Source organism: Microcystis sp. M20BS1 (assembly GCF_020245305.1).
Lineage (GTDB): Bacteria > Cyanobacteriota > Cyanobacteriia > Cyanobacteriales > Microcystaceae > Microcystis > Microcystis ichthyoblabe_A.
Window position 1 is genome coordinate 1 of record NZ_JADBUZ010000072.1, and the last position, 12,193, is coordinate 12,193.

13 protein-coding genes, 1 tRNA gene and 3 pseudogenes are annotated in these 12,193 nt (G+C 43.7%); 10 read left to right on the forward strand and 7 right to left on the reverse strand.

What is annotated here, in order from left to right:
* Nucleotides 1–142 precede the first annotated feature (142 nt).
* Nucleotides 143–313: pseudogene (locus IM507_RS07230) on the forward strand (HepT-like ribonuclease domain-containing protein); the annotation flags it as partial.
* 139 nt (nt 314–452) lie between these two features.
* Here IM507_RS07230 and IM507_RS07235 read toward each other — a convergent pair.
* Nucleotides 453–1,052 (reverse strand): annotated as a pseudogene (locus IM507_RS07235) (Rpn family recombination-promoting nuclease/putative transposase); the annotation flags it as partial.
* A 42-nt stretch (nt 1,053–1,094) separates the two neighbouring features.
* On the opposite strand from IM507_RS07235, the gene IM507_RS07240 reads away from it, so the two are divergent.
* Complete coding sequence (locus IM507_RS07240; protein ID WP_002739031.1) at nt 1,095–1,292, forward strand: hypothetical protein; 198 nt, start codon at nt 1,095–1,097, stop codon at nt 1,290–1,292.
* Entirely contained in the window at nt 1,289–1,675 is a 387-nt protein-coding gene (locus tag IM507_RS07245; protein ID WP_002738632.1) for a type II toxin-antitoxin system death-on-curing family toxin, read from the forward strand. Before IM507_RS07240 ends, IM507_RS07245 begins: the two co-directional genes overlap by 4 nt.
* A gap of 204 nt (nt 1,676–1,879) precedes the next feature.
* Here IM507_RS07245 and gatA read toward each other — a convergent pair whose 3' ends face one another.
* Nucleotides 1,880–3,331, reverse strand: a complete 1,452-nt coding sequence (gene gatA / locus IM507_RS07250; protein WP_004161859.1) for an Asp-tRNA(Asn)/Glu-tRNA(Gln) amidotransferase subunit GatA — start codon at nt 3,329–3,331, stop codon at nt 1,880–1,882.
* Between the two features lie 135 nt (nt 3,332–3,466).
* On the opposite strand from gatA, the gene IM507_RS07255 reads away from it, so the two are divergent.
* The 3 genes from IM507_RS07255 to hetL all read left to right on the forward strand — a co-directional run bounded on the left by IM507_RS07255 (nt 3,467) and on the right by hetL (nt 5,752).
* The gene (locus tag IM507_RS07255; RefSeq protein WP_123231238.1) at nt 3,467–4,477 is read left to right on the forward strand and encodes a DUF6398 domain-containing protein; all 1,011 of its coding nucleotides are present in this window, start codon (nt 3,467–3,469) and stop codon (nt 4,475–4,477) included.
* Between the two features lie 197 nt (nt 4,478–4,674).
* Nucleotides 4,675–5,037 (forward strand): ArsR/SmtB family transcription factor, encoded by a 363-nt coding sequence (locus IM507_RS07260; RefSeq protein WP_002738764.1) that lies wholly within the window; start codon nt 4,675–4,677, stop codon nt 5,035–5,037.
* Between the two features lie 52 nt (nt 5,038–5,089).
* Nucleotides 5,090–5,752 carry a heterocyst differentiation pentapeptide repeat protein HetL gene (gene hetL, locus IM507_RS07265; RefSeq protein ID WP_069474748.1) on the forward strand — a complete coding sequence of 221 codons (663 nt, stop codon included), beginning with the start codon at nt 5,090–5,092 and terminating at the stop codon, nt 5,750–5,752.
* A gap of 111 nt (nt 5,753–5,863) precedes the next feature.
* Here hetL and IM507_RS07270 read toward each other — a convergent pair whose 3' ends face one another.
* Genes IM507_RS07270 through IM507_RS07280 form a run of 3 tightly spaced genes read right to left on the reverse strand, consistent with a single transcriptional unit; the run spans nt 5,864 to nt 7,683 of the window.
* Nucleotides 5,864–6,001, reverse strand: a complete 138-nt coding sequence (locus IM507_RS07270; protein WP_002739211.1) for a photosystem II reaction center protein K — start codon at nt 5,999–6,001, stop codon at nt 5,864–5,866.
* 50 nt (nt 6,002–6,051) lie between these two features.
* Nucleotides 6,052–7,176 carry a tRNA guanosine(34) transglycosylase Tgt gene (tgt, locus tag IM507_RS07275; RefSeq protein WP_002747714.1) on the reverse strand — a complete coding sequence of 375 codons (1,125 nt, stop codon included), beginning with the start codon at nt 7,174–7,176 and terminating at the stop codon, nt 6,052–6,054.
* 45 nt (nt 7,177–7,221) lie between these two features.
* Nucleotides 7,222–7,683 carry a hypothetical protein gene (locus IM507_RS07280; protein WP_002738355.1) on the reverse strand — a complete coding sequence of 154 codons (462 nt, stop codon included), beginning with the start codon at nt 7,681–7,683 and terminating at the stop codon, nt 7,222–7,224.
* A gap of 463 nt (nt 7,684–8,146) precedes the next feature.
* Between IM507_RS07280 and IM507_RS07285 the strand changes: the two are divergent.
* The 3 genes and pseudogenes from IM507_RS07285 to IM507_RS07295 all read left to right on the forward strand — a co-directional run.
* A pseudogene (locus IM507_RS07285) lies at nt 8,147–8,907 on the forward strand (RNA-guided endonuclease InsQ/TnpB family protein); the annotation flags it as partial.
* Nucleotides 8,908–8,966: 59 nt separating this feature from the next.
* Nucleotides 8,967–10,400, forward strand: a complete 1,434-nt coding sequence (locus IM507_RS07290; protein WP_002739370.1) for a TM0106 family RecB-like putative nuclease — start codon at nt 8,967–8,969, stop codon at nt 10,398–10,400.
* A 102-nt stretch (nt 10,401–10,502) separates the two neighbouring features.
* A complete protein-coding gene (locus tag IM507_RS07295) occupies nt 10,503–10,745 on the forward strand; it encodes a hypothetical protein (protein WP_002738501.1) in 243 nt (80 codons plus the stop codon).
* A 10-nt stretch (nt 10,746–10,755) separates the two neighbouring features.
* Here the strand turns inward: IM507_RS07295 and IM507_RS07300 are convergent, their stop codons facing one another.
* Nucleotides 10,756–11,136 carry a hypothetical protein gene (locus IM507_RS07300; protein WP_123231239.1) on the reverse strand — a complete coding sequence of 127 codons (381 nt, stop codon included), beginning with the start codon at nt 11,134–11,136 and terminating at the stop codon, nt 10,756–10,758.
* A gap of 240 nt (nt 11,137–11,376) precedes the next feature.
* On the opposite strand from IM507_RS07300, the gene mtnB reads away from it, so the two are divergent.
* Nucleotides 11,377–11,994 (forward strand): methylthioribulose 1-phosphate dehydratase, encoded by a 618-nt coding sequence (mtnB, locus tag IM507_RS07305; RefSeq protein ID WP_024970145.1) that lies wholly within the window; start codon nt 11,377–11,379, stop codon nt 11,992–11,994.
* A 49-nt stretch (nt 11,995–12,043) separates the two neighbouring features.
* On the opposite strand, the gene IM507_RS07310 is transcribed toward mtnB, so the two are convergent.
* Nucleotides 12,044–12,114: transfer RNA gene (locus IM507_RS07310), tRNA-Cys, on the reverse strand.
* Nucleotides 12,115–12,193 lie beyond the last annotated feature (79 nt).

Genomic DNA, 12,193 nt, shown 5'->3' on the forward strand with positions numbered 1-12,193 from the left:
CTAAATCCTTATCTGGCAAGGGATTTAATTGATTAGTTCGCTCTAGACGAAAATAATTGACAAAAATCGCTAAATGCCTTTCTACATAGGGGTTCCATCCCTTATAACCCCCGTCCATTGCATAACACAAACCGAAGAGCCAGAATTTAAAGCAAGATATCCCGCAGTTCCTTGGCGAGATGCCAGCGATCTAAGAAACTTAACTATTCATGAATATTTTCGTATTAATCTAGAGATTATTTGGGATATTGTTGAAAATGATATTCCTCCTCTAAAAGGACAAATCGAAGCTATTTTACAGGAATTTATTTGACTAAACCCAACCCAATTACTTAAATTTCGGGTTTCACTATCGTTCAACCCCACCTACTTTATTCTTCGATTTACTTGATGGCTACCGGCAAAAGATAGCCACCAGCAATTATATTAATTTATCAAAGTTTTAACTTTTCCTATTCCCCTTGAGTCGCTTGTCTAACCTGTTCGATCTCTAATTCTAAAGCTTGTGCTATCTGTTCAAAGTTTAATCCTAAGGCCAATAAGCGAGGAATAGAGGCTAATTTTGCCGCTAATTCGCCTTCTTGTCGGCCTTCCTCTCTACCTTCCTCTCTACCTTCCTCTCTACCTTCCTCTCTACCTTCCTCTAAAGCTTCCTGATACACTTTAGTTTGTTTTAAATCACTTAAACTAAACATCGCTTCTATCTCCTTTCTACTGACTTGGGGTAACTTATAAACCAAGATTGTCTCTATCAATTCTAAAAGTTCTTGCTGTTGTTTGAACTTAGGGAATTCTTGTCTAATCCGTGGAATTAATTGTTTTCCTTGCTCGATCGCTCTGGCGGTTGGTGCTATAATTAATTGTAACATCGATATTCCCAGGGATTCCCCTTCTCTTAATTCCTCGAGATAAAAACGTAAAATCCTGCCTGAGTTGATTAACTCCCCATAACGAGCCGTCTCTACGCTTTCCACTGAACGCCGAGGATAAATAACTACTCCCTGCCAGTTGTTGCTTAAGTCCGTTTGGTGGAGATAGAGGAATATCTCACTGAGGTTATAATGTTAAATATTTAGACTATTGAGAGGTTTTTGATGGCTTCCATTACTGTTAATATCTCAGATGAGCAGTTTCGACGATTACAACAGTTAGCTCAGAACAGCCAAGTTTCCCCTGAAGACTTACTCAGTGCCAGCATAGAAGATTGGTTGGTGGGTCCTAAAAACGAATTTACTCAAGCATCAAGCTATGTACTCAAGAAAAACGCTGAACTTTATCGTCGTTTAGCATGATACGCTATCTAACATTAGTGGAAGTCCTCGATTTACATGATCAAATTATTCAACAGTCCCAAGGAGCTATGGGTATTCGTGACCTAGGTTCTCTAGAGTCTGCTATTGCTCAACCACGCATGACATTTGGTGGGCAGGATCTTTATCCGACAATTGTTGATAAAGCTTCAGCTTTGGGGTTTTCAATTGTGATGAATCACCCATTTCTTGATGGCAACAAGCGCACTGGTCATGGGGCAATGGAAACATTTCTGGTGTTGAATGGACTAGAGATTAATGCTTTTGTAGATGAGCAAGAACGAGTCATTTTAGCTTTAGCCTCTGGTGAATTAGAACGTGATGCCTTTACCAACTGGTTACGGCAAAACGTTGGAGCAAGCTAACACCGTGTTGGATTCGACCTTACCAAAGTGATTTATAAAAGCCAAAGTTTGGCTGTAGCAGCTCATCTCAATCGTTAGAGTGGGATGATGAGGTAAACGCTTTTTTGGCAAATTGTCCCCAATTAAGAGAAGGCTTGAGGGATTTTCGGTGTTGCTGATTTTTACTTGATGGCTACCGGCAAAAGATAGCCACCGGCAATTGTATCAATTTGTAAAAGATGGTTGACGTTTGTGCCAATCGGTGGCCTGTTCGTAGGCGTGGGCGACGTGAAATAATTGATCTTCGCGCAGCACATTACCCACTAATTGTAAACCAATTGGCAAACCTTGCCCATCAAAACCGCAGGGAAGACTTAACCCGGGTAAACCGGCTAAATTGACGGGAATAGTCATTAAATCCGATAAATACATACTCAGAGGGTCCGCCGTTTTTTCCCCGGCTTTAAAAGCTGTGGTCGGTGAAGTGGGAGAAACTAACACATCTACCGATTGAAAAGCTCGATCGAAATCCTCTTTGATCAAAGTCCTCACCTTTTGTGCTTTCAGGTAATAAGCATCATAATAACCCGCCGAGAGGGTATAGGTTCCCAACATAATCCGGCGCTTGACTTCCGCACCAAAACCCTTGGCGCGAGTCTTGGTGTACATATCAATCAAACTATCGGCATCTTCCCGAATACCGTATTTAACCCCATCGTAACGGGCTAAATTCGCCGATGCCTCCGAGGGGGCGATAATGTAGTAGGTGGGCAATCCGTAACGGAAACGGGGACAGGAAATCTCTTTAATTGTGGCACCGAGGGCCTTTAACTGCGCTAAAGCTTGATTAACTGCCTCAGCAACCACCTGATCCAAACCTTCCCCGAAAGTTTCCTTAATTACGCCAATTTTTAACCCTTTTAAACTGGTTTTCAGGAATTGGCTATAGTCGGGAATCGGCACATTGAGACTGGTGGAATCTTGGGGATCGTAACCTGCGATCGCTTGTAATAAAATCGCCGCATCTTCTACGGTACGACCAAAGGGGCCGATCTGATCAAGAGAAGAAGCGTAAGCCACCAAACCAAAGCGAGAAACTAAGCCATAGGTCGGTTTTAGCCCAACAACGCCACAAAATGAAGCCGGTTGACGAATTGAGCCACCGGTATCCGATCCTAGGGCCACCACGCATTCTTGAGCGGCCACAGCCGCAGCCGAACCCCCGGAAGATCCCCCCGGCACCCGGGATAAGTCCCAAGGATTAGCAGTAACGTGATAACCGGAGTTTTCGGTGGAACTACCCATGGCAAACTCGTCTAAATTGGTTTTACCGACGATAACTGCCCCTAAATCCCGTAATTTTTGGGTAACGGTGGACTCGTAGGGGGGGACAAAATTCTCTAAAATCCGAGAAGCGCAGGTGGTGGGGATACCCTTGGTGCAGAGATTATCTTTTAATGCGATGGGAATACCTGCTAACAGATGCAGAGATTCACCTCTGGCGATTTTCTCGTCCACTTTTTGGGCTTGTGCGAGGGCTAAATCCGGGGTTAAATGGAGAAAGCTTTTTACTTGTGGTTCGATCGCTTGAATACGAGCGAGAAATTCTGTGGCGATTTCGACGGCTGTTTTTTCTTTATTAACGAGTTGTTGATGCAGTTGACGAATCGAAGTCATGTTCAGTTACCGGTTACAACCACCGTCAGGAGCAAGCAACAACCCCGGACAGCAAAGACTATTTTAGCGTCAGTTTGGCTGTCGGTCAGCTAATCCCCTAAAATTAAAGGAAAGCCTGGGAGGAAAACTAGAGTTATGACTTTTAATATCCGACAATTAGATAATTTGGACTACGATGAAGCCGAACCCTTACTAGAAGATTATATTACTGGAGCGATCGAAGAATATATCAATTCGCCCGAGGGAGAAGCCTATTATCAAGAAAAACAAGAAGGTTGTGGTTGGATTGCTACCTTTGTCGAGTTGGGCTATCTCTATGAAGGTTATACCCTTGCTACCATGACTAAAGCATATGTGCAGATCTTAATGGAGAAGATTTTACCACGCAAAATTACTATCCTCGATCCGACGGAAACCGAAGATGCTATCCCTGAATTAATTAGTTTTTGGCAATTTTTGGGACGAGAATATAAATTAACTCAGGCTAAGGCTATTATTAAATATTTAGAGCAATTAGGCGATCGCTTTGGTCAACTGATGAACGATCCCAACAGTGCCGGTTTTATGAAAAATCTCCTGTTACAAGCGCATCAGCAGGGTTTTGATATCACCAGTCAGGAGGGTTTAACAGCTTTTCAAGAAAAATATAATGCTGAACAAAGTGCTAAACAGCAAGCGGCAGCAACATTGAAAAAAACGCCCCCAGCTGTTCCTAAATCGGAAAATGTTCCCAAGGCAATGCAGGCCAAATATCAAGAAATTACCGCTATTACCGATAAATTTGCCGCTAAATATCTTAATGAAGAATACGCCCAACTTATTCGCCAATTAACCGCAACTTTAGCTCGTAAGCGTCCCTCTCCCCTAGAAAAAGGTAAGGCTAATTCCTGGGCTGCCGGCATTACTCACGCCCTAGGAATGGTCAATTTTCTCTTCGATCCTACTCAAAATCCCCACATTTCGGCCACAGAACTTTATAAAGCTTTTGGGGTTGCTCAAAGTACAGGACAAGCTAAATCAAAACAAGTGAGAGATTTACTGAAGATGTCCTATCTTGACTCAGAATGGGCTTTACCAAGCAATTTAGAGAACCATCCTAGCACTACTGTCCGGCAGTTAATCAGTACCATGCTCGGTGATAGTTAGGGTTTGCGATAAAAAGTCTGTTGGTGGAGTCAGGAGGCACTCTTGCAGCAGTAGATTTCTGAATGACCCAATCTCGATCGAGCTTGCAGACTAGACTCTAGTTACCTCTCCAGTTAAACTATAGTAGTCAATAGTTATAAAGTTTTAAACGATCACCTATTGTCAGCCTTTTTAACTGGTCACTTTATTACCTACCTATGTTAGACAGTTTCTCCCCCCAAACCTCTAGCGTCGTCCTCGCTTCGGTGGCGGACTATTTCAAAGTCCTGTCGGAAGTCAGTCGCCTACAGATTCTCAGTTGCTTGCAATTAGGCGCGATGAATGGTAAAGAAATCGCTGAAGCTACCGGACTAGGTCAAGCCAATCTCTCCAAACACCTGAAAGCTTTAACCCAAGCGGGAATTATCTCGCGGCAACCCCAAGGAGTCAGCGTTTACTATCAAATTACCGACCCCGTGATCTATGATCTCTGTCAGGTGGTTTGCGATCGCATTAGTCAGCAAATGCGTCAACGGGCCCGAGAATTCGAGAGTCTGCCGGCTTTCCATCTCCCTAAATAAAAATCGCTAAACCCTTGACATTTTGCCTCAATTATGATAAGGAAAAATTTCCATGCTCGTAGAAAAACTTTGTCAACGCTATCGGGAGGGAGAAAGAGATTTTCAGGGGATTAATTTGCGGGAAGGCGACTTAACTAATATTTCCCTCCCAGAAGTCGATTTTTGCCGTGCAGATCTGCGACAGGCCCGGTTAGGAAAAATACGCCTCGCGCGATCGCTGCTGAGGGAAGCGGATTTAAGTGAGGCGATTCTCTGGGGAGCAGATTTAAGTCAAGTGGACTTTTATCGAGCTTGTTTACGCGATGCGGACCTAAGCGGAGCTAATCTCATCGAAGCCAATTTAGAAGCCACTTATTTAACCAAAGCCGTCTTAAACGGTGTTAATCTCAACAGTGCTAATCTCCAGCAGGCCCTATTAATCGATACGGATTTTCGCTCCACTTCCGACCAACGCACGGACTTGGGCAAAACTAACTTTTGCGGAGCCGATCTCAACTATGCTAATCTGAGCGGATCCCTGTTATATCGAGCCAATTTCGCTGATTGCCGACTTTGCCGGGTTAATTTTCGTGCTAGTCCCGAAAGAGACGGATTTATCACCGATCTCACCGGGGCCAGTTTCCGGGGTGCGGATCTCAGTTATGCGGATTTGCGCGGGGCAATTTTAGAAGATGTGGACTTAACTGGTGCTGATTTAACCGGGACTTTGTTTTAATCTGGGAAGCTTTTTCAGTAAACAGTAATCAGTAAAAAGATGTCATTTCACTTAAAACTCAAATCTGATCACTGATAACTGCTCACTGATAACTGATAATTGAAAGTCGATTTATTTAAAACCGACGGATGCTTGCCAAACAAAGGCCAGCAAGAGGAAAAATAGGGGAATCAGGGGCAACACATCGACTAGGGGGTCGAAAATTTGGTATGCTTCCGGCAATTTGGCGAACAAAAGTGCAGTTTCCATCTCTCTATCTACCTTGACAAGAAAATTTTCAAACGTTTCCTGAAATTTTATCACGTTGGGGTAACATCTACGGCATCCTCAAGCCAAGGGGCAAAATCTTGGGCAAAAGTCCCCCCTAAGATAGATTGACGAATTTCACGGGTAAATCTGATTAATTCGGCGATATTGTGCAGAGATAAGAGAATATAACCCAACATTTCCCCCGATTTAATTAAATGATTCAGATAGGCACGGCTAAAGTGTTGACAGGTGTAACAGGGACAAGTCTCGTCTAAAGGGGCGAAATCCTCCTTAAAACGGGCATTTTTGAGGTTCCAACGCTCTCCCCGCACCAAAGCTGTGCCATGGCGACCAAAACGGGTGGGAATAACGCAATCAAACAGATCTATGCCACTAGCGATCGCCTTGGCCATTTCTCGATAGGTTCCCACTCCCATCAGGTAACGGGGTTTATTTTCGGGGAGTAAAGGGGCAGTTATCTGGACAATGCGATGAATTAGGCTCGTTTCTTCCCCCACACTCACGCCACCGATAGCATAACCGGGTAAATCGAGTTTTACTAAAGATTCCGCCGCCGCTGCCCGTAAATCCTCATAGATTCCCCCTTGTACTATGGCGAATAAAGCCTGTTCTTGAGGTCGTTGATGGGCCGTCAGACAGCGCTCTAACCAGCGATAGGTGCGTTCTATAGATGCTTTCATGGTCTCATGACTGACTCCCGTGGGGGGACATTCATCGAAGGCCATAATCACATCAGCACCGAGGGCATTTTGAATCTGAATCGATTTTTCCGGCGTGATTTCGATTATTCTACCGTCCCGGGGCGATCGAAAGGTGACTCCCGACTCTTTAATTTGCCGGAGTTGACTGAGGCTAAATACCTGAAATCCACCCGAATCTGTTAATATTGGCTGATTCCATGCCATAAAGTCGTGTAAACCTCCCGCTTTCTCGATGATACTTTCTCCGGGCTGCAGATGCAGGTGATAGGTATTAGCGAGAATCATTTGCGCTCCCGTGCTGGCGATTTGAGCGGGGGTCAAACCTTTCACCGTGGCCAAAGTTCCCACAGGCATAAAACGGGGTGTTTCTACCGGTCCGTGGGGAGTATGCCAAACCCCAACCCGCGCACCAGTTTGGGGACACTGGGCGATTAATTCAAAGGAAAATCCCACTGTTTCAGTTATCAGTTATCAGTTATCAGTATTTTTGCTCGCTGCCTAAAAGGGGCAATCGTTGTCGTCTTCGTCTTCAAACTGCACATCCCACTTAGCAGAAAGAACCTGAGTAACCATAGCTTCAAGGGTATCGGCATTGAGACGGGCTTTCATATCGGGATCTTGCAGTGGATTACTCAGGGGAATTAGCCGTAATTGCCGATTGTCTTGAACCAGATCAAAATAGGTTTCACCGTCGGGAGAGCGGGTTAGACGCAGATAATCGAAGCTATAGGTATTCAGATAAAGACTGTAGTTAGCAACTAGGGTGCTTTGCTGATAATCGGCGAAAACTTCCACTATCCATCCCTCTCCTTCACTCTGAATCACCCCTTCGAGACTATGGATGTAGCGAACTCGTCCGATATCATCGAGGAGACGACGCATATCTTCTTTAGCGATGACCACGCCAGAGTCAATAATACAGGGGGCGGGCAGGGGCTGTGAGGGCGGATGATAGTTCATAGGGATTGCCAGTAAAAAAATTTTCGTTAATAACCCACCGGAGGGGTTTCCACCGATTCCTGTTGCAATTTTTTTCGGGTTACGTCTCGATCTTAACCCAATCCGCTAGAACTTTTCACTGTTACTTAAGATTAAGACCGAAGAGGGATGATTAATTTCTGCTTACTAAATATTTACCTAAAATGTCGGCTTGAAGGAACCCTCGGTTTTACCCTATCCCTTATGGATAACTTTCTTAACAATTTTGTCAGTAAGCACTCCAACCCTTATCCTGACTTGATTTCAGTTTTTTCTTTGTCAGTAAGGGTGTCAACAAGGAATATTACAGATTGTTAACCGAATCTTGAAAGCGCTGTGGTACAAAGGGTTGAAATGTTAAGAAAGATGTGACTAATGGACAGGGTTTTACCGAGGGATGAAAGGCCAACCAGTATAGAACAGCACTTCGACACATTTCGACTGCCAGCTAATGCTAAAACTCGATATTAGAGATATAACCCCACAATTAGAGCCTACTAAAAAATGTGTAGGTTTAGACGTGGGACTAAAAGATCTTGATGCTGACAGCAACGGGAATACAGTAGAGCCTCCTAAGTATTATCGAAAATCAGAAAAACGCCTTAATAAACTGAATAGAAGAAAGTCGAAAAAGTTTAACAGAAGACAAAAGCAGTCAATAACTACAAAAAAGCTAGACAAAAGTACGCCAAGGGACATTTTAAAGTAAGTAGGCAGCGAGAAGAGTTTGCTAAAAAATTGGCACTCCGTTTAATTCAGTCAAACAACTTGATAGCTCAGGTCGATTTAAAAGTCAAAAACCTTGTGCGTAATCAAAAACTAGCCAAGAGTATTAATGACGCAGGTTGGTCGCCATTAAGAAAATGGCTTGAGTATTTTGGTATTAAATATCGCCGATTAACTATTGCAGTTAATCTAGCCTATACAAGTCAAGAATGCCTTAACTGTGGTCGCTTAGTCAAAAAGTCTCTATCAGTCAGAACTCATGTTTGTTTGTGTGGGTATATGGAAGATAGGGACAAGATGGCGCCATTAAATATACTCAAAAAAGCTACGATAGGGCATATTGGAAACTGGCACCTCGACTTGCGCTCGGTTTGGGGAGATTTAAGCTCTATCTTGGTTGGTAGTAATACGGCTCGAGTGAGCCTCACCGAACTCCTACCAAGACAGCTTAAGTCAATCAACCAAGAATCCCTCGCATGATTGCGATGGGAGTGTCAACTCACTGGTCCAGGAAAGCTCAACTTTTCTCCTTGTATATAATGCTACTGACCGATGATCTACTTCTAGACTACCAACGTTGTCAACGCCGTGGGTTTTTAAATCTCTACGGCAATAGCCAAGAAAAAGACCCTGAGCGAGATTTTTTGCTTAAATTGCGTCAGGAGAGTCAAAGTCACGTTAAAAAAGTCCTGCAAGACTCCTATCCGGATTATTGTTCCTTGACTACTCCCAGCACGGATATTTTGGCCGCCGCTAGGGAAACGGAAGCTTTGATGGGTCAGGGGGTACCCTGTATTTATCACGGAGTCCTTTTACAATCCGGCTATCCCGTCTCTTTAACCGGTTCCCCCCATTTATTAATTAAACAGACAGGAGAGTCGAAATTTGGCGATTGGATTTATTATCCCCTCAATATTCAACTCGGTCGCCGTCCTAAGCCTGAATATAAGATGCTGGCTACTTTTTACGCCTATTTATTAGCCAGTATGCAGGGAGTTTTTCCCAATTACGCCGAAATTGTCCTACGTCGTCATAATCGCTATCGGGTGGAATTGAATCTCTGGTTAACTAAACTAGAGGAAATAATCAAAAAGTTCGGCGAAATGGTGATTAATCGGCAAGAACCAGAAGTTTTCATCTCGCGTCAGCGTTGCAGTTTATGTCATTGGTATAGTCACTGTTATGGTATCGCCCAAGCGAGTCAACATCTTTCTTTAGTCCCGGGGGTAACTCCCAGTCGTTACCAATTTTTACAGTCTTTGGGGGTTTCCACCATGGAATCCCTGGCACTTACCTGTCCTACTCGTACGCGGGAGGGGATGGGGTTAGAGGTGGCTAATCAGTTACAATTACAGGCCCAAGCAATTATTGAAAATCGGGCCTTTCGCAAAAGCAACGGCAAAACTGCCTATTTGTCCCCCCTACCGAGGGCCGAGATTGAATTTTATTTTGATATCGAAGCGGAACCAGAACAGAATTTAGATTATCTTTTGGGGGTTTTACGCGTTGATTATCGGGTTAATACCCAGCAATTTTATCCCTTTTTGGCAGAAAAGCCAGAAGATGAAGGCAGGATTTGGCAGGAGTTTTTAACCTTAGTCATGCAGGATTATCAAGCACCAATTTTTCACTTTTCTGAGTACGAAGTGGAAACAATTAAACGATTAGGTTATCTTTATAAAACCCCTTCTTCTTTGATTAATCAGTTAGTTTCTCGCTGTTTTGATCTGCACTATCATGTAGTTAACTCGGTAACTTTTCCCGTGGAAAGTTATTCTTTAAAATCCCTGGCTAACTGGATTGGCTTTCAATGGCGCGATCGAGGAGTAAGCGGGGATCAATGCGTTTGGTGGTATGACCAGTGGTTAAAAACAGGAGATCGGACTTTATTGGCGGCTATTTTACGTTACAATGAGGATGATTGTCGCGCCACCTTTAGGCTAAAAGACTGGCTTGTAAACTTTTTAATTTGATTCTAAAGATTTATGACAAATAGGGAAGAATGTAACCGCTGCTACCCGTAGCCGTCAAGGGAAAATGATAGGCTATGGATGTGAAAACAGTCCCCTCACCCAATGGTGATCCCCATGTTCTCCCCACTTTTTCCGCTTCTACTCCTACTGCTTTCCTTCCTTAGTCTTCTCTGGTATCAAAAGACCGATAATGATATTTTTAAAGCTCTTGCCGTTAGTAGTTTGATTTTTGCAATTATTTGGGGCTTAGTTCTCGTTCATTGGTCAATTCACCTGCTGGGACTGCTGTTATTGTTAAAATTCAGAACCCCCGCTTTCAGTTTGGTGCGCGTGCCTAGATGGTGATGGTTTGACCCTAATCTTCTAACTGTTGGCTAGGTACTTCGATCGCCTGTACATCGATCGTACCGGGAGGGGTGAGAATAATAAACTTACCCCCTGCCACTTTTAATGGTTCACCACAGTTAGGACATTGGCATTCCGTGCGATTAAAACCCGTAAATTCGTAGCTACAGACAGGACAGCTATCTTCAACTAAATTGCGTCGTAACCACCAGCGAAAAATCCCCCAAGCAATGACGGGGGAAATTATTAGGAATGCCACGAGAATTAAAAAACTATTGACTAACCAACCTAGTCCGATCGAGCCTAACAACAATCCGACTAAAATCAAAGATAAGAAACAACCCAAACCAGAATCATTGACAGAATAGCTGCGGAAAAAGTTGTTATTCACGGCTCAACCCTCGATTCATCAAAGCTGCAATTATCTTTAACCTAACACACTCCCAACACATTGCCACGGTTAAATTTTCTTTTTGACTCACCGGTTCCTCACTCTATTCTGCCTTGGCTTTAGTTTTGAGCGAGATTATCCGGAATAAACTACCTCAACCCGCTATGCTGAGGAGTGGGTCGTCTGCTGGCTTCAACTTGTTATAATAGTTACTGCCTACCCACCATATCTCTAAAAACCATGAGTGATCCTCGTTTATCTCTAGTGGCAGCTGCCCGAAGATTTTATCAACTGGGTTGGATGCTTGGCACGGCAGGTAATTTGTCCGCTAAAGTTGATGATCATAGTTTTTGGATTACTGCCAGTGGCAAAAGTAAAGGTAAACTCACAGAAGAGGATTTTGTGCGCGTGGATCTGACGGGAAAAGTCAGGGAATTAGCTCATCTGGATAATCGTCCTTCGGCAGAAACTAGCATTCATCAGGTGATTTATTGTCTCTTTCCCGAAGCACAAGCTTGTTATCATGTTCACTCGGTGGAAGCGAATTTAGTTTCCCGTTTTGCTCGTGAGGACAAGTTATCTTTACCTCCCTTAGAAATGTTGAAAGGTTTAGGTATTTGGGTAGAAAATCCTCAAGTATTTATGCCGGTTTTTGCTAACTATCTCGATGTGCCGAAAATTGCCGCAGAAATAGAAAGTAGATTATCAACTTTCCCCCCAGAAATTCCCGCTTTACTGATTTCCTACCATGGCGTGACGGTGTGGGGTGAGTCTCTAGAAACTACCGAGAATTATTTAGAGATAGTCGAGTATATTTTTCGCTATTTAGTGGCAGCCTATCAAGTGAAACCTTGCTAAACCTTCATTTAGACAAGGCAATCAGAAAAAAAATTGCCGATATTTGCCAAGGCGCCACCCAGATTCGAACTGGGGGTAAAGGTTTTGCAGACCTCTGCCTTACCACTTGGCGATGGCGCCGATCAATCATTATTCATATTAGCATAACAGATGACAGTTTGCCAAGAGTGGAATACAAGGGTCAAGCGATCGATCTATA